Origin of the sequence: Pseudomonas salomonii, from assembly GCF_900107155.1 — a bacterium.
Taxonomy (GTDB): Bacteria; Pseudomonadota; Gammaproteobacteria; order Pseudomonadales; family Pseudomonadaceae; genus Aquipseudomonas; species Aquipseudomonas salomonii.
The window spans coordinates 33,584-50,402 of sequence record NZ_FNOX01000012.1 but is presented as its reverse complement, the minus strand read 5'-3'; the positions used below and the strand labels follow the sequence as shown (position 1 = coordinate 50,402).

Below are 16,819 nucleotides of genomic sequence, written 5' to 3'. Positions count from 1 at the left end.
GTGTCGATCACTGTAGGGCTCCTTTTCTAGTGTGATTGTACAGACCGTCGAATGCTTCAGCGGAATGTGCCGGGCGCCTTTAGCAACAGTGGCTGCGGCCGCACAGGTCGGCATTGCAGACTATCAAAGGTAAACAATTGCGGACGTTCGATCAGGTAGCCCTGAGCATAATCCACACCGATCTCAAGTAAAGCCTGTTCGATCAGCGGTGTTTCAACAAATTCGGCAATTGTGCGCTTACCCATGACGTGGCCGATGTGGTTGATCACTTCGACCATGGCACGGTTAATCGGGTCGTCCAGCATATCCTTTACGAAACTCCCGTCGATCTTCAGGAAGTCTACAGGCAAATGTTTAAGATAGGCGAATGAAGACATTCCGGCACAAAAGTCATCCAGCGAAAAATGGCAACCTAAGGCCTTGAGTTCATTAATAAAGCGGATCGCACTACCCAAATTGGCAATAGCACTGGTCTCGGTTATTTCAAAACAAATCATTTCCGGCGGAATGCTGTAAGCCTCGAATTTCTCACGTAAAAATCCGAGAAAATCATCATCTCCAATAGTTATGCCTGACAGATTAATCGCACACATAGCCATAGGACGGCCTGCACGCTCTTGCATACAACGGGCGATAATCTTAAATACGTTCTCCACCACCCAACGGTCCAGCGAAGTCATCAAACCGTAACGTTCGGCAGCCGGAATAAAACTGTCCGGCAGGATGATCCGACCCGCCTCGTCATGCAGGCGCAGGAGGATCTCAATATGACCATTGCCGCCATCGGTGTGACCCAGCGGCGAGATTTCCTGGGAATAGAGGCAAAAACGATCTTCTTCCAGGGCCATGTGCAGGCGCTGCACCCAGGCCATTTCGCCAAAACGCAGGGACAATTCCGAGTCATCGGCATGGTAGACCTGCACCCGGTTGCGGCCCTTCTCCTTGGCCATATAACAGGCCATATCAGCCGCGCGCAACGACGTTTCCAGGGTGGTCGGCGATTGCGAGATATGCACCAGGCCAATGCTCACGGTGGTCATGAACGGCCGGCCTTTCCACACAAAGTGCAGGCTTTGCACGGTGTGGCGCAGGCTTTCGGCGATCTTTTCCGCCACGGCTGCCGGGCAGTTCTCCAACAGAATGCCGAACTCGTCGCCGCCCAGGCGCGCCAGGGTGTCGCCTTCGCGCAGGTCCGATTGCAGCAACGCACAGATATGCCGCAACAGCTCATCACCCGCTGCATGCCCGCAGGTGTCGTTGACCAACTTGAACTGGTCGAGGTCGAGGAACATCAGGGCATGCCGCCCGCTCTGCTGGCGCGACACCTGTTGCAACACCTGCTCCAGGCGGAACTCGAATTCGCGGCGGTTGGCCAGGCCCGTCAAGGCATCGTGGGTCGCCTGCCACGACAGGTTAGCGATGTACTGGCGCTCCTGAGTCATGTCGTGCAGCACCAGCACCGCGCCGCTGACCTTGCCGGCACTGCGGATCGGCGCACCAACCAGGGTGACTGACACCGTGCTGCCGTCCATGCGCTGGATCAGCTTGGAATGCCCGCTGCCACCACTGAGTTCGCCCTTGATAATGTGTTCGATCAGGGCAAAACCATCGGGCTCGGCATTCTCGTCGAGCAGGTTGAATAACGCCGCCAACGGCAAACCTTGGGCCTGCGCGTTTTTCCAATGGGTCAGCGCCTCGGCGGCCGGGTTCATGTAGGCAATCGCACCGTCGACATCCGTGGTGATCACGCCGTCACCAATCGACTCCAGGGTGATCTGCGCCCGCTCCTTCTCGGCTTGCAGCGCGGTGGCAAAGGCGTGGCGCTGAGTCAGCAGCTTGTGGGTACGCAGCAGCGCCAGCACGATCAAACCCAGGGCAGTGGCCAGGTTGGTGATCAGCAGCAGGCGCAGGATCATCCGCGAGCCTTCGCCCAAGGCATCGCTGAAGGCCTTGGCCGCCGGCGTCACGCCTTCGTTGATGGCGATGATGTGCTTCTTCCAGTCGGCAACGTCGCCAGAGTTGACTTGATCGCTGTGGAACGCCCGGTGCATCGCCTGGGCCAGGTCATCGAGTTGCACCAGGTAACCATCGCCGACGGTCCACAGTTCGATGGCTTTTTCCAGGTAACTGAAATGACGAAAATTGAGGTACAGCCAGATCAGGCTGGACACGTCATCGGGGTGGTTGCCGCCCTTGAGGATGCCCAGGCGCGCGGCCGCAAGATCGGGCGTGGGTTGGTCCAGCGCCACCCGCAACTCATGGCCGCCCTGGGGCACGGCGATGGCCTGCTGGTATTTGAGGAAGGTCGCTTCGTCGCGGTTATCGGCGTAAAGGGTCAGGTAGTAGATGGCATCTTTCTGGCCCTTGGACCACAAGCTCTCGCCTGCCACATAGCCGCGCACTGCTGACAGCACGTAGAGGCTGACGCAGCCCAGCAATGCCTGGAACAGCACGACGGCAATAAAGGGCCAGACAATGCCCAGCAACCGAGGCCTGCTTAACGTCGCTCCGAGAGTACGCTTTTGCTTCATGAGGTCCCTTGCACATGCACTGCTTGATACGCACGCGAAAATCCGCTCTCGATAGCTCAGCTAAATCAACGCACTTGTTGCAGATGCCCATAGAGCTTGGCGTACAGCCCTCCATCGGCAATCAACTGCTGATGGTCGCCATCTTCGGCGATATGCCCGCCATCAAACACCAGTACCCGGTCGGCCTGCTTCACCGCAGAAAGCCTGTGGGCGATGATCAGTGTAGTACGCCCACTGAGAAACCGCGCCAGCGCCTGGTGCAGGTTGTATTCGGTAGCGGCGTCCAGGGCCGAGGTGGCCTCGTCCAGTATTACCACTTTCGGCTCGGCCAGCACCATACGCGCGATCGCCAGGCGTTGGCGCTGCCCGCCGGAAAAACGCACACCCGAGCGCCCCACCACGCTGTCCAGGCCCAAGGGCAGTGCCTTGACGGTAGCATCCAACTGGGCGATTTCCAGTGCCTGCCAGCAGGCTTGGTCGCTGCGGGCGCGGCCCATGGTCAGGTTGGCGCGCACGGTGTCATTGAACAGCGCCGGGTGTTGCAGCACCACTGCGACGTTCTCGCGGATGGTCGCCAGGCCGATTTCCTGCTGGGTGGCACCGCCGAAACGGATACTGCCGGCCTGGGGCGTATACAGCCCGAGCAGCAGTTGCACCAAGGTGCTTTTGCCGCCGCCGCTGGCGCCGACAATCGCGACCTTCTCGCCGGGTGCGATGGCCAGGTTCAACTGGTTGAGTACCAGCTCTTCGCCATAGCCGAAGTTGAGACCGCGCACCTCGATGCCGACGGTCTCACGCCCGGTGAACGGGTCTTCGCCGCCGGCATATTGCGGCTCGTCAGCCCGAGCCAGCAGCTCGTTGATACGCGTCAGCGCACCACCCGCGGCGTAATAGGCATATTGCAGGTTCAGCAGTTGCTCTACGGGGCCGATCATGAACCACAGGTAGCTGAACACCGCGAGCATCTGGCCGATGGACAGGTCGGAAAACAACACGGTGAGCATCGCCGCTGCGCGAAAGATGTCGATACCGAACTGGAACAACAAGCCACTGGCGCGGCTGGAGGCGTCGGTTTTCCATTGCGAGTGGATCGCGTAGTCGCGTACTTCCTGGGCGCGCTGGCCCAGGCGCCCGAGGAAAAACCCCTGGCGATTGCCGGCACGCACTTCCTGGATGGCGTCGAGGGTTTCGGTCAGCGCCTGGGTAAAACGCGACGTGCTGTCGTTCTCCAGCTTCTTCAGGTGTTTGACGCGTTTGCCCAACTGCACCGTGGCGTAGATCACCAAGGGGTTGAACAGCAGAATCAACAGCGCCAGTTGCCAGTGCATCCACACCAGAATCGCCGAGGTGCCGACCAGCGTGAGCATGGCCACCAGGAAGCGGCTGAGGGTTTCACCAACAAACTTGTCCAGCGTGTCCAGGTCGGTGACCAGGTGCGTGGTCACCGTGCCACTGCCCAGGCTTTCGTATTCGCCCAGGGAAATCCGTTTAAGCCGTTCGATCAGGCGCACGCGGATGCGGTACACAATATCCTTGGCCAGCCGCGCAAACAGCCGCGCCTGCACCACGTTGAACACCAGCGCGCCGCAGCGCAGGCATAGGGTCACTAACAGCATCAGGCCGATATACCCAGCGGCCTTTTGCCAGCCCAGTGGCAACGCGTGGTTCATCACCTTGAGCGCGGCATCGCCGTGGCCCAGCAGCACTTCGTCCACCAGCAGCGGCAACAGCAACGGGATGGGCACGCTGCACAGGGTCGCCAGCACGGCAACGCCGTTGGCGATCCACAGGGATTTCTTGTGACGCAGCGCCAGGCGGCGAATTTCCGCCCAGGTCAGTCGGTCGGTGCGTTTGGGCTCATCCTGCACAGGTGGCACGCTCCAGCCATCGGGCGAGCAAGGGCGACAGCTCGGACAACGGCTGATAGCCGTTGGTCAGCAACGCCAACTGGCCATTACGCTCGGCCAGCAACGTCGGGAAACCGGCAATGCCCAGGTCCTGCACCCAGGTAAAATCAGCCGCCGTCGCCGCATGTTGATCGGCGCGGTCGAAGGCGCCGGCAAACTCGATGCGCGGAATACCGGCCTGCTCGGCCAGTTCCACGAGCACGCTGGCGAGGGTCACATCCCGGCCTTCGACATAAAACGCCCGCTGGATCAGCCCCAACAGTGTCCAAGCGCAATCCGGCGCCAGGCTGCGCGCGGTGACGATGGCGCGGCACGCAGGCTCGGTGTCATAGACAAAGCCGTCGGGCAACGCGCCTTCACGCTTGAACGGCTGGCCGGTGGCGTCGGTGACGGCCTGCCAGTGCTCAAGGATATAGCGCCGCGTAGTCGGCTCCAGCGCCGCGCCGCTGCCGGTGCGCAAACCGCCCACCACCAGGTGCACGTCCACGCCGGCCGCCTGGGCCTGCTCAACCAGCGCCTGCGCCACCGGGGCAAAGCCCCAGCACCAGGAACACATCGGGTCCATCACATAGAGCAGGCGCGCGGGCATGGGTCAGGCCTCGGAAGGGGTTTGCTTGTAGTTGAAGCCAATCGGGTGCGGCATGTTGCGGGCCTTGGCCAGCTCGATCTGCTTTTGCCGATCGATGGCGCTGCGGCGGGTCTTCTCCGGCAGCTTATCCCAGCAATGCGGGCAACTGATGCCCGCCACATAATGCTCGGACGCGCGGTCTTCTACGCTGACCGGTGTGCGACAGGCATGACATTGATCGTAGTCGCCTTCGCTGAGGTCGTGGCGCACGGTGACGCGATTGTCGAAGACAAAACAGTCGCCCTGCCATTTGGTTTCTGCCTGCGGCACCTCTTCGAGGTACTTCAGGATCCCGCCTTTAAGGTGGTAAACCTCGTCGAAACCTTCGCTGAGCATATAGCTGGAGGCTTTTTCGCAACGAATGCCGCCGGTGCAAAACATCGCGACTTTCTTGTGCTTGGCCGGGTCGAAGTTGGCTTTGATATAGTCGGGAAATTCGCGAAAACTGGTGGTTTTCGGGTCGATTGCGCCTTCAAAGGTGCCGATCGACACTTCGTAGTCGTTGCGCGTGTCGATCAACAGCACTTCAGGGTCGCTGATCAGCGCGTTCCAGTCCTGCGGGTCGACGTAGGTGCCGACCTTTTTGTTCGGGTCAACGCCTTCGACGCCCAGGGTCACGATCTCTTTCTTGAGCTTGACCTTGGTGCGGTAGAACGGCTGATCGTCGCAGTACGACTCTTTGTGGTCGATGTCGTCCATGCGCGGGTCGTTCTTGAGCCAGGCCATCAGGCCGTCAATGCCTTCGCGGCTGCCGGAAACGGTGCCGTTGATGCCTTCTTCGGCGATCAGCAAGGTGCCTTTGATGCCGTTATCGACCATTGCCTGCAGCAGTGGCTCGCGCAGGGCGACGTAATCTTCGAGGGTGACGAACTTATACAGTCCCGCCACGACGATCGGTTGAGTCATGGGTGTTCTCTCCAGGTGGCTACCCTCGTAAGGGGTGAACCGGATGCAAAAAAAACGCGCCGGCTAAGCGGCGCGTTGCGGATTCTAACAAATGCCGGGGGTCAGAGACACCTGATCATTAGTCATGCCCGCCGGCGCAGGTCGGCGAGGCCGGGGCTGCGTCGATTTTCGCCCATTCTTCAGGCGTATAGGTATGCAGCGCCAACGCATGAAATTCGCTCATCAGGTCACCCAGGGTGGCGTAGACCGTCTGGTGGCGCTTGACGCGGTTGAGCCCCTCGAACTGCTGGCAGACCAGCACGGCCTTGAAGTGGGTCTGCAACCCACGGCTGTGCATGTGGCTTTCATCCAGCACGCTCACGTGGTGCGGGCTCAGGGCGGCGAGCGCCGTTTCGATACGCTGTTGCATGGTCATTCCTGCTTACTTCTTCTTGGCCGGTGCGGCGGCTTTTGGCGCCAGCTCGTTGGTCATGTCTTCGAGCAGCTTGTTGACCACCGGCACGGCGCTTTCCAGCTTGGCCTGGGTCATCTGGGCCGATTGCTGGGTCAGTTGCGGCATTTTTTCCAGGACTTTCTTGCCCAGTGGCGACTGGTAGAAGGCTACCAGGTCCTTGAGCTCGGATTCGCTGAAGTTGGTGGTGTAGAGCTTGACCATGTCCGGCTTCAGCTTCGGCCAGCCGATGGCCTGGTCCAGCGCGGCGTTGGCCTTGGCCTGGTAGCTGTCCAGTACGGACTGCTTGGCGGCAGGTGCCTTGGTCTGTTCGAAACGCTGGGCGAACATTTGCTGCACTTGCATGTACACCGGGGTACCCAGCTTGTCAGCGTGGGCCAGGGTCAGGAAGGCTTCGGCACTGGCGTTATGGCTGGCGGTATCGGCAAAAACCTGGCCGCTGGCGCAAACCAGAGCAACCGCGGTACAGATGGCACGAAGACGAGTCATCGAGTTTCCTTTCTAGCAGGCGAGGTAAGACCCCAAGGGCGACCATTCTGCGCCTAAAAAACCTCGCGGCTCAACCCCAGGCCTTGTTCGGCCTGGTTTTGCCGGGGCATGGGCGCGCAATCCACCTTTCGGTGGGAGCGGCATGCAGCCTGAACCTCATGGGAATACCCTCGATGAAACGTCTTTTATGGAACCCCCACCCCCAAGCACAGCCTAAACTGCGCAAACGAACCTGAAGGAGTGTGCCCGATGAGCCGTATCGAAACCGACAGCCTGGGAGACGTCCAAGTCCCGGATGACGCTTACTGGGGCGCCCAGACCCAACGCTCGCTGGTGAACTTCGCCATCGGCGAGCAACGCATGCCGCTGGCGGTATTGCACGCGCTGGCCCTGATCAAGAAAGCCGCAGCACGGGTCAACGACCGCAATGGCGACTTGCCCGCCGACATCGCCCGCCTGATCGAACAGGCCGCCGATGAAGTGCTCGATGGCCAGCACGACGACCAGTTCCCGCTGGTGGTATGGCAGACCGGCAGCGGCACCCAGAGCAATATGAACGCCAATGAAGTGATCGCCGGCCGTGCCAACGAGCTGTCGGGCAAAGTCCGTGGTGGCAAAAGCCCGGTGCACCCCAATGACCATGTGAACCGCTCGCAAAGCTCCAACGACTGCTTTCCCACGGCCATGAGCATTGCGGCGGTGCAGGCGGTTCATCAACGCCTGTTACCGGCGCTCGCCACGCTTTCTGGCGGTTTGGCCGAGTTGGCCGCCCGCCATATGAAACTGGTGAAGACCGGCCGCACCCATATGATGGATGCCACGCCGATCACTTTTGGCCAGGAAGTCTCGGCCTTTATCGCCCAACTCGACTACGCCGAGCGCGCCATCCGCAGCGCCCTGCCGGCCGTGTGCGAGCTGGCCCAGGGCGGCACCGCCGTGGGCACCGGGCTCAATTCGCCCCATGGCTTTGGCGAGGCGATTGCCGCCGAACTGGCGGCGCTGTCCGGCTTGCCATTCGTGACTGCGCCGAACAAGTTCGCCGCGCTCTCGGGCCACGAGCCACTGGTGACCCTGCACGGCGCACTGAAAACCCTGGCGGTGGCGCTGATGAAACTCGCCAACGACCTGCGCCTGCTGGGTTCCGGCCCACGCGCCGGGCTGGCCGAGGTCAAGCTGCCGGCCAATGAGCCGGGCAGCTCGATCATGCCGGGCAAGGTCAACCCCACCCAGTGCGAAGCGCTGTCGATGCTGGCCTGCCAGGTGCTGGGCAATGATGTGACCATCGGCATCGCCGCCAGCCAGGGGCACTTGCAGCTGAACGTGTACAAGCCGGTGATCATCCACAACCTGCTCGAATCGATCCGCTTGCTGGCCGACGGCTGCAACAACTTCCAGGAGCACTGCATCGCCGGCCTTGAGCCGGATGCCGAGCAAATGGCCGAGCACCTGGAGCGCGGTTTGATGCTGGTAACGGCGCTCAACCCGCATATCGGCTACGACAAGTCGGCGCAGATTGCCAAGAAGGCCTACGCCGAAGGCTTGACGCTGCGCCAGGCCGCGCTGGATCTGGGTTACCTGACTGATGAAGAGTTCGATCAGTGGGTGCGCCCGGAAAACATGCTGGAAGCCGGGCACTAGGAGAGCGGGCGAAAAAGCATCCTGTGGTGAACGCAGTTTCTGTGGCGAGCGTGTTCGTCCTTTAAGGGTATTAATGCGCCATGCGCAGCCGCCGGGCCTTGAGCCCGGCGAGCAGCGACGGCGCCAGCGCTACCGTCGCTGACCCGAGCACCACCACCAACGCGCCGACGTAGCCCAGGGTATTGATCTGCTCCGCCTGCACATAGTCCGGCCACAACCACGCCGCCAAGGCCACCGCGACAAAGGTCACCAACGGCGTCAGCGCCAGGGTCGCACTGACCCGCGACGCCTCCCAATGCGCCAGCGCTTCGGCAAACGCGCCATACGCCACCAACGTGTTCATGCAGCAGGCCAACAGCAACCAGCCTTGCAGCGGGCTCAATTGCAAAGCCTCCAGCGGATGCGCCCACGGCGTGAGCAACAGGGCGCACGACAGATAGATCACCATCATTACCTGCAGCGAATTCCACACCGTCAGCAGTTGCTTCTGGCCCAGGGCGTAGAACACCCAGATGGTGGTGGCCAGCAGAATCGTCAGCACGCCGGCCGTGTAGGCGCCCATGGAGGTCAGCAACTCAGCCAGGCGCTGATTGAAGAACAGACCAAAACCAAGGATCAGCACCACCAACCCCGCGCCCTGCCCCAGGCTGAAACGCTCCTTGAACACGAACACACTGGCGATCATCAAAAAGATCGGCCCCATCTGCACCACCAGTTGCGCGGTGCCGGGGCTGAGCATTTTCAGGCCCACCAGGTACAGCACGTAGTTGCCCACCAGCCCGCACACAGCCATCGCCACCAGCCAGCCGCCCCTGGGACCAAGCACCTTGCGACTGGGCAAGCGTTTGCTCAGCGCCAGGTAGATAAACAGGCAACTGCCGGCCACCACCAGGCGAAACCAGGTGACGGTAACCGGGTCCATCACCTGCAACACTTGTTTAAGCTTGATCGGCAGAATGCCCCAGAGCAGCGCGGTCAGCAGGGTCAGGAGAAAACCATAGACCCAGCGGCCCGAAGAAATGTGCATGAGTGCCCCAAAAAACCAGAGGTGGAGGAGCCGGCATTCTAGGGCGATGCACTGCGCTTTGGGTATCGATCATTTTGTGTGTCAGGGCACCCCCATCACCAGCACACCGCTGCCACTTACAGCCCCTGCTGTCGGAAGAGAGCCATTGCGCCGTACCAGCGAGAACGTCACATCGTCTGCGCCCGCGCTGTTGGTGATACGGGTGAGGAACGAACCGTTCACCGGCACTGCAGTTCCCGCGCGCACCATGGCCGTGCCCACGTCCGGGTTACTCATCATCAACAGCCGCGTGTCGAATCCGGAACGGGTGCCTTTGTAGGTAATCGTGATAGGCGTGTTGATCCCGCCGTCCGGGCACGAGTAGGTGAGTCTGCGGTTACTGACGATGGAGGATGTGAGCGGGTCTATGCCGATTGCGCGCTGGTGCACCGTGCCGAAGTTGATTTCGATCGGGTTATTGTTGTTGATCGTGCAGGTGGAGGGGGAAACGGTGAAGTCGTTGGCTGCGGTGTAGGTCACCGTGAGATCCGCTCTGTCTGAGTTATAGTTGTTCGTGGCGGAGATACGCAGGAGCCCAAGCATATCGCCGATTCGAACATCGATCGGGTTGGATGGACTGCTACGCATCAGAATGTAAGGCGTGATATTGATCGGGTAGCCGACGCCGTTGTTGGGCATCGTGGCTATTCGTATCCCCGCCGGAACAGGAACATTCTGGAAAGATCCGTTGATTCGCAAACCGGCCCTCTCGCTGCTGAATTTAGGGCCGGGGGTCCAAGGGGCGCCTGTTGGATTACCGGTAGCCCAGTAGTCTTCGCCCCAAGCAGGACCTGCACCAGCGGTGAATCGACATTCGAGCCGGGCGCCCTCCATCAGAATCCTCGTGCGATCCTCATCGAGCCGGACGTTCACGGGTACGGTCAGGTGAGTGACACGCCCCCACGCCCCGCCATTGACCCGACAGTCAACGGCCTGCGCGGTCGTTGCAACAGCAGTCAGCAGAAGCAGCACAACAGCTTTGTATATTCGTTTCATTTTGATCTCTCGTTGCGTATCCGCGCAGACCACCTACCAGCGAGCGAGGTGTGTGCAAGGCTGTTTCCAACCTATGAATGTCGGTTGATCGTTACGGGTAATCCAGCGTAAACGTTGAGGTCACCGTGTATGCACCGTGCCCGATGGTTTGATCCCTGATGGCGGTCGGCTCGCCCTGCACAAAAGCCTTGAGCTCGATCACATTGCTGCCATCACTCAACACCTGTTCATCGCTGACGGCATTCACAGGCAGTGGCTTATCGCTCAGTGTCTCAATACCGACGCCAATCCCTGAGGCACCACTGCCACCGTCCAGCGCGAACAAACCGGGCAGCTCGCCGTTTTCGGCACCGCCGAAGGTGATGGTCACGGTGTTGCCAATGGTGGTGTCACACTCCTCCAGGTGCAGCTGGAACCGCTTGCCCACTGTTCGCGTGTTGATGTAGAGGTGCTTACTGGTGACGTCCCAGAGCTCCAACGTGATTGCTTCATCGCCTGGGCGGAGGGTGCAGGCCTCTTCAACCAGGTTGCCCTTGAACATCAGGTTGTCCGCCGCATGGCCCAGGGGGATCAGGCCGAAGGTGAGCAAAAACGCCAGCCCGCCTTTTGGCACAATGTGGTTTCGCATCGACTCAGCTCCTACTGGTATTCGGCCAACAACGTGGCCACCGCCGTAAATCGCGAGGGCGTCAAAATGGCGCCTGGCAGCTGCACCGGCACCACTTCCAAAGTCGGCGGTGACGACAGGTTGATGTCCAGTGGCGTATTAAGTGGAAGTGGCAGGTTATTCTGGAAAACACGAATGCCCAGTGCCGGTACGTTGGTCTGCACCGCTGCACCGTCAAACGAGGTGGCTGTGCCGTTGACGCTCAATTTGAGCTCCCACGGCAACGTGTCGGTGCCACAGTTGATGGCGTAGCCGACACCTCTGCGATACTTCACACCGTCGACGCGCTTTACCCCGACGTCGCCAAAATCCACCTCAATCGTGTTGCCGCTGTCGATCGTGCAAGGCGGTGGTTCATTCAGCGTCCCGCTGAACGTCAAATTGGCCGACGCACCACTGCAAAGGCCGATGGAACACAAGGTGAGCAACGCGCGCTGCTGCCAAAAAGTCATTGATCATTCCTCGTCATTGGTAATCGACCACCAGGGTGGCGGCAGCATCGAATGCCCCGCCGGTCAGCTTGCTGCCCTCACGCTTGACCGGCACCGCCTGCACCACGGGGAAATTGGGAAAGGTAAAATTCACCGCCGTATTCAGCGGCCAGTCAGTGCCGTTCACGAACAACTTGACCCCAAGGTCGGCCTTGCGGGTGGCCAGCACGCGGCTGTCAAACCCGGCGCCGGTGCCTTTGAGTTCCAGGGTCAGGGCGTTGCTGAAGGGCGAATCACAGGTGACGGTGTAAGGCACACCGCGACGATAATTGACGCCATCCACCCGTGACGTCTGAAGGTCATTGCCAAACGGCACATCAAGGGTCGTGCCGTTATTAATGACGCAAGGCGCAGGCGCGATGATGACTGCCCGGATGACCAAACTGGTCTCGGCCTGCACACTTTGACTGACAAACCACAGCAGGCCACCAGCAATAAGAATGGCCCTTGGGCCGATTGATTGGGTCATCGCGTTGCCCTTACTCATAATTGAGCCTGAAATCCACCACAGCCCTGAATGCCCCACTGCTCAATGGCGCGGTGGTGCGGGTGGGCCGAACACGCCAGGTCTGGGTGTTGCGTCCTACGGGCAAAAACAAGGGTTGGCCCCTTGAACCCAGCTGTACGTCACGGCCCAAGGCGTCGGTCAATTGCAGGCCCATCCCGGTGATGCCTTGCACTTTGACCAGCCGTGGGTCATCGGCATCGGCCGGCGCATCAAACGTTATCGACACCACGGGTTGGTAGGCGCTCCATGCCAGGTTTCCCGTGCGTTCGTTGCGCACACGGCCGGCCGTGCGCAGGCAATCGGTAAACCGCAGCTGAAAGGCCTTGGCCGTCGCCTGGTCGCCGGGCCGTTGCAATTGGCTGGTGGACACGGCGTCCAGGTCAACCGTCTGATGCAGTGAGGTCATATCCAGGCTGCAAGGCGATTCATGCATAGAGCCGAGCACATTCAGCAGCCCACTCATACCTTCGATATCCTCGTCATCCTCGGCGGCGTGAACCGCCGCCGCCAAGACCCATAACAGGCCGCCCAAGACCTTCACACGTTGCGACTTCATGATGTTCTCCAGCAGCTGGCATTACTCAATTAGGCGATGAGGCCTGCACGTTCACGTTGCACGTGTCACCCGTGCAGGTGAACGCCAGGAGCGGACGACCGCCGTAATCATTCACATAGGCCAGGTAAGGCGCCGAACCCAGCGCCTTGGCGGAAGGGCCCAGGGTCAACGACTCCTTGGGCGCAATCATCAGGGGCGCAAAGCCCTCCACGGTTTTGCCCTCCTTGCTGCTGCGCGCATCCACCAGGGTCACGTAGTAAGGCGTCGGGTTGTGGACCCGGTACTGGTCGCCTTCGCGGGTCAGGGTGAGTTTCTGCTGCCAGGGGTTGGACAGGTCCTGCTGGCTCGGCGTAATGGCTTGCGGCCGGTAGAACAGCTTGATGCGGGTCTGCAAGGCAATTTGCAGGGTGTTGGACTTATCGCTGCGCGGCGGAATTTCCCGCAGGTTGAAGTAGTAAACCGTCTCCCGGTCCTGCGGCAGCGACTTGGCCGCCGGCAGCGCCTGGACTTTCACTTGGCTTTGTTTGCCAGGCTCCAGGCGTTGAACCGGTGGCAGCACGATCAGTGGCGAGGTGATTTTTTTACCCGCCTCGTCCTCGATCCAGCCCTGGGCCAGATACGGCAACTGGGTATTGTTGTTGGTGATATTCACGCTGGTGGCATCTTTGCCGCCATCAAAAATCACGCGGGTACGATCCAGGCCGACGGCGGCGTTGGCGCTCTGGCTCAGGGCCAGGGCCAGCAGCGCCAAGGCCTGGGAAGTGAGTCGTATGTTGGGCATCATGAGGATGTGTTCTCCGTATCAGTGGGCTTGCCGGTCAGCACGGCAGGTTCAGCCAAGGATGGGTCTGTGGCTACCAGCTGGCAGCGCAGTTGCAGGGCGTCGGTCAACCCATCCGCAGGCAACGTGACAGGCAGCGTGAGCAGGCAGCGTTCGTCACCGCCCCAACTGACGACCATCTGCTCGCCGGCCTGGATACCGCTCAGGTAGACGTTGCCGCCGTCATTCACAATCCCGGTGTCCTGTTGTTTGAGGTTCTTCACCGTGGCGCCGAAAGGCGGCAAGCTGCCATCGGGCAGACGCACAACGGCCATGGCCTTTTCACCGGCGATCACATCCAGCGAGCGGTAACCGATCGCGCCTTCGGTAAGGGTCAGTTGCGTGACCGATTGAGTGGCCTCGACATTGTTTGGCAAGCGCTCCAGATCAACGCTGGCCGCCGTGCGCTGGTAACTGCTGATGTCGGAGATCACGGCCTTGCCGAACACATTACTGCGGGTCGGTGAGCCATAACCGCGCACCGGAACATCAGGTACGCCGCCGGTGTCGATCATCAGGCGGGTGCCGCCGGTGCTGGTCGTGCGATGGAGTGCGCCACCGTAGGGGGTGAGCGTGCCGCCGCCACGTGCCGACAGGCCGAGGCTGCTGTAGCCGCCCTCTTGAGTGCTGGCGCTCAGGTCGATGTCGGCCTGGTCGCCCATATGGCTCAAGTAACCACTGGCGGAAGAATCGCTGGCACTGAGCTGGTAGCTGTTGCGCTCATCGAGGCGATCGCTGTAGCGCGTCGCGAAGTTGTTCCTGCCGGCGGTCCGGTTGGCATCCATCGACAGTGTGCCGGTGCGCCCCAAGGGCAGGCTGACCGTCACGGCCATGCCGTTGTCTTTGTAGTTGTATTCCTGGGTGCGGTACATGTTCAGGGACAGGCTCATGTTCTTGACCGTGCCCACATTGAAATAGCGCGACAACGACAGGTTCCAACGTTGCGTGTCTGGCCGGTCCCAATAGGTTTGCTTGTTGTAGCTGGCGTAGACGGTGGCGCCCAGGTCGCGAAACTGCTTGTTGACCGTGACCGTATACAGCGCCTTGCTGCCACCAATCGGCTTCCAGCCCTCACTGGGATCGCGATAATCGCCTCGCCCGCCGAGTTCGCCGTTCAACCCGTAATACCGGGCGTCCAGGTACTCGCTCATGCTCAAGAAGTTTTTCTCGGAAAACCGGTAACCGGCGAAGGTCACTTGGCTGTCGTACTCTTCGAAGTTCTTGGAGTATTGAAGGCGATAGGATTTGCCCGAGAGCGTTTCGCGCCAAACCTCGGCGCGCGACTGCGTCACATCCAGCGAGACGGCACCGAACGCCAGCAAGTCCCTGCCGGCCCCGACCGATAACGCCCGATAGTTGTTATCGGTCATACCGCCGCCGAACAACGACCAGCCATTACTGATGCCCCAAGAAAACTCGCCGGTGCCGAAAACATTGCCATCCGAGCCGTTCTGAAGATTCGACGGTCGGCCAGTCGCCAACTTGTAGCGAACCTGTCCAGGGCGAGTCAGATAAGGAACACCCGCAGTATCCATCTGGAAGCTGTGCACCGAACCGTCCTGCTCCTCGACGCGTACATCCAGCTTGCCCGTTACCGCATCCTGCAAGTCCTGGATGCGAAAGGGGCCTGCTGCGACCAGGGTTTCGTAGAGCACACGCCCCTGTTGACTGATGATGACTTTGGCATTGGTCTTGGCCACCCCGACCACTTCCGGCGCGTAGCCACGCAGGTTGGGCGGTAACTGGCTCTCGTCCGAGTTGAGCGCGGCACCGGTAAAACGGAAGCTGTCGAACAGGTCCGAATACAGGTAATTCTCGCCCACCACCAGGCGCGCCTTCAGCGCAGGAATCGCGCGATAGGCGTAGTAGCGGCTCCACTCCAGCTTTTGCGGCCCGGCCGCTTCCTGCCGACCACGTTCGAGGCGCCCTTGCCAGTCGGCCCTCAAGCGCCAGGCGCCGGCATTGGCGCCGACGGTGCCGTTGCCACTGAGGTTATTGCGGTTGCCGTCGCCTCGTTGGTAATTGGACTGGGCCGTCAGGCTGTAGTCCACCAGCAACCCTGGCACCCCTTCATCCCAGCGCGCAGGCGGGTCCCAGTTGATAGCGTTGTACTCCAGGTACGCCTGGGGCAAGTTGATACTCAGCGTGGAGGTGGCCAGGTCTCCACTGACTTCCATGCCTGGCAAACTTTGAATATCCAGACACTCGCCGCCCTTCCACCATGCCAGCTTGTCGGCATCGGAGCCTTTCAGGCTTAACTGTTCCACCAGGCTGCGCGACAAACACGCCTGACTGCCTTTGGGGTCTTTGTCCGGAGGATAGAACGCCACCGATTGTTCAGGAATAGGCTGGCCATTGACTTGCACCACCATCGTGTAAGTACCCGGCAAAATAAACCCGCTGCGGGCAAATTGAGACAAGTCAATATTGCTGCGATCAATCAGGTCGAGCACATCCGTATTAAACTCGACATCCCCGGCTCCCAGTGCTGTTCCTGCCAGAGACATCAACCCGCCAAACAGGCTCGGGCGCAGCGTATTTTTGAACTTCGCTGTATTCAACATGAACGCCTGTCCATCACTATTCAAAAGTATTCCAACTTGAACCGCACTGCGGCGGTGTGAGCACCCACGACCAGCGGCAGTCCATTACCGACCAGATAAAATCTGTAGTTGAGCGTCATATCGCCCTCCGACAAAGGCGTGGGCGACATTCGCTGCCCGGGAACACTCTCTTCGCCAGCAGCGTCAACGATGTGCAGGGCAACCCCCTGCGAGCCACCAAACACGGCAAAGGAGAGCCCTCCCCGGTCGGTAGCGCCGTCAAATGTCACCCGCATGTGTTCCCAGTCAGGCAGGGTTGCCCCAGGGCGTGATGGGTCCGGGCGAGTCAGCGTGCAATTGACCAGTCGCAGTTGGAAGGGATGGTCTTCGCCGCGCGTGTTGCGTAGCAACCGGCCGACCGGCTCCGGTGGCATCTCGATGGTCTGATCGATACTGCCCAGTTCCAGCCCGCAGGCGGAGTCAACGACTTCTCCCCCCAACTGAACCACGCCATGACCTTGCGAAGATGCCTGGGCGAATACGCAAGGGCTGATGAATGTCATCAAAGAAGAGGCGAGTGCGAGGCGTTTGAATGTTTTCACCTGGATCTCCCGTCAGCGTC

At 60.5% G+C, this 16,819-nt stretch carries 16 protein-coding genes; 1 reads left to right on the top strand and 15 read right to left on the bottom strand.

What is annotated here, in order from left to right; all coding sequences use genetic code 11:
• Positions 1 to 56: 56 nt before the first annotated feature.
• The 6 genes from BLV67_RS24790 to BLV67_RS24765 all read right to left on the bottom strand — a co-directional run bounded on the left by BLV67_RS24790 (position 57) and on the right by BLV67_RS24765 (position 6,912).
• On the bottom strand, positions 57 to 2,531 hold the full coding sequence (locus BLV67_RS24790) for an EAL domain-containing protein (protein ID WP_065931359.1): 2,475 nt from the start codon (positions 2,529 to 2,531) through the stop codon (positions 57 to 59).
• Positions 2,532 to 2,596: 65 nt separating this feature from the next.
• A complete protein-coding gene (locus tag BLV67_RS24785; protein ID WP_056861154.1) occupies positions 2,597 to 4,399 on the bottom strand; it encodes an ABC transporter ATP-binding protein in 1,803 nt (600 codons plus the stop codon).
• A complete protein-coding gene (locus tag BLV67_RS24780) occupies positions 4,389 to 5,027 on the bottom strand; it encodes a DsbA family protein (protein ID WP_065931358.1) in 639 nt (212 codons plus the stop codon). Before BLV67_RS24780 ends, BLV67_RS24785 begins: the two co-directional genes overlap by 11 nt.
• A gap of 3 nt (positions 5,028 to 5,030) precedes the next feature.
• On the bottom strand, positions 5,031 to 5,972 hold the full coding sequence (gene trhO, locus BLV67_RS24775) for an oxygen-dependent tRNA uridine(34) hydroxylase TrhO (protein ID WP_069786555.1): 942 nt from the start codon (positions 5,970 to 5,972) through the stop codon (positions 5,031 to 5,033).
• Positions 5,973 to 6,090: 118 nt separating this feature from the next.
• The gene (locus BLV67_RS24770; RefSeq protein WP_065931356.1) at positions 6,091 to 6,387 is read right to left on the bottom strand and encodes a BolA family protein; all 297 of its coding nucleotides are present in this window, start codon (positions 6,385 to 6,387) and stop codon (positions 6,091 to 6,093) included.
• Between the two features lie 6 nt (positions 6,388 to 6,393).
• Entirely contained in the window at positions 6,394 to 6,912 is a 519-nt protein-coding gene (locus tag BLV67_RS24765) for a DUF2059 domain-containing protein (protein ID WP_003175221.1), read from the bottom strand.
• A 249-nt stretch (positions 6,913 to 7,161) separates the two neighbouring features.
• Here BLV67_RS24765 and BLV67_RS24760 point away from each other — a divergent pair, with 249 nt between their 5' ends.
• The gene (locus BLV67_RS24760; protein WP_065931355.1) at positions 7,162 to 8,550 is read left to right on the top strand and encodes a class II fumarate hydratase; all 1,389 of its coding nucleotides are present in this window, start codon (positions 7,162 to 7,164) and stop codon (positions 8,548 to 8,550) included.
• A gap of 70 nt (positions 8,551 to 8,620) precedes the next feature.
• Here BLV67_RS24760 and BLV67_RS24755 read toward each other — a convergent pair whose 3' ends face one another.
• From BLV67_RS24755 to BLV67_RS24715, 9 genes are all read right to left on the bottom strand, one after another.
• Entirely contained in the window at positions 8,621 to 9,577 is a 957-nt protein-coding gene (locus BLV67_RS24755; RefSeq protein ID WP_065931354.1) for a DMT family transporter, read from the bottom strand.
• A gap of 81 nt (positions 9,578 to 9,658) precedes the next feature.
• Positions 9,659 to 10,612: a fimbrial protein gene (locus tag BLV67_RS24750; RefSeq protein WP_065931353.1), complete on the bottom strand. Its 954-nt coding sequence runs from the start codon at positions 10,610 to 10,612 to the stop codon at positions 9,659 to 9,661.
• 91 nt (positions 10,613 to 10,703) lie between these two features.
• A complete protein-coding gene (locus tag BLV67_RS24745) occupies positions 10,704 to 11,240 on the bottom strand; it encodes a fimbrial protein (protein ID WP_069786553.1) in 537 nt (178 codons plus the stop codon).
• Positions 11,241 to 11,251: 11 nt separating this feature from the next.
• Entirely contained in the window at positions 11,252 to 11,731 is a 480-nt protein-coding gene (locus BLV67_RS24740) for a fimbrial protein (protein WP_065931351.1), read from the bottom strand.
• Between the two features lie 13 nt (positions 11,732 to 11,744).
• Positions 11,745 to 12,239 (bottom strand): fimbrial protein, encoded by a 495-nt coding sequence (locus BLV67_RS24735; RefSeq protein WP_065931423.1) that lies wholly within the window; start codon positions 12,237 to 12,239, stop codon positions 11,745 to 11,747.
• Between the two features lie 10 nt (positions 12,240 to 12,249).
• Positions 12,250 to 12,834, bottom strand: coding sequence for a fimbrial protein (locus BLV67_RS24730; RefSeq protein WP_065931350.1), 585 nt, complete (start codon positions 12,832 to 12,834; stop codon positions 12,250 to 12,252).
• 25 nt (positions 12,835 to 12,859) lie between these two features.
• Positions 12,860 to 13,618: a fimbria/pilus periplasmic chaperone gene (locus BLV67_RS24725; protein ID WP_069786552.1), complete on the bottom strand. Its 759-nt coding sequence runs from the start codon at positions 13,616 to 13,618 to the stop codon at positions 12,860 to 12,862.
• On the bottom strand, positions 13,615 to 16,218 hold the full coding sequence (locus BLV67_RS24720; RefSeq protein WP_163005563.1) for an outer membrane usher protein: 2,604 nt from the start codon (positions 16,216 to 16,218) through the stop codon (positions 13,615 to 13,617). The genes BLV67_RS24725 and BLV67_RS24720 overlap by 4 nt, the downstream gene beginning before the upstream one ends.
• 20 nt (positions 16,219 to 16,238) lie before the next feature.
• Positions 16,239 to 16,799: a fimbrial protein gene (locus BLV67_RS24715; RefSeq protein ID WP_065931348.1), complete on the bottom strand. Its 561-nt coding sequence runs from the start codon at positions 16,797 to 16,799 to the stop codon at positions 16,239 to 16,241.
• Positions 16,800 to 16,819 lie beyond the last annotated feature (20 nt).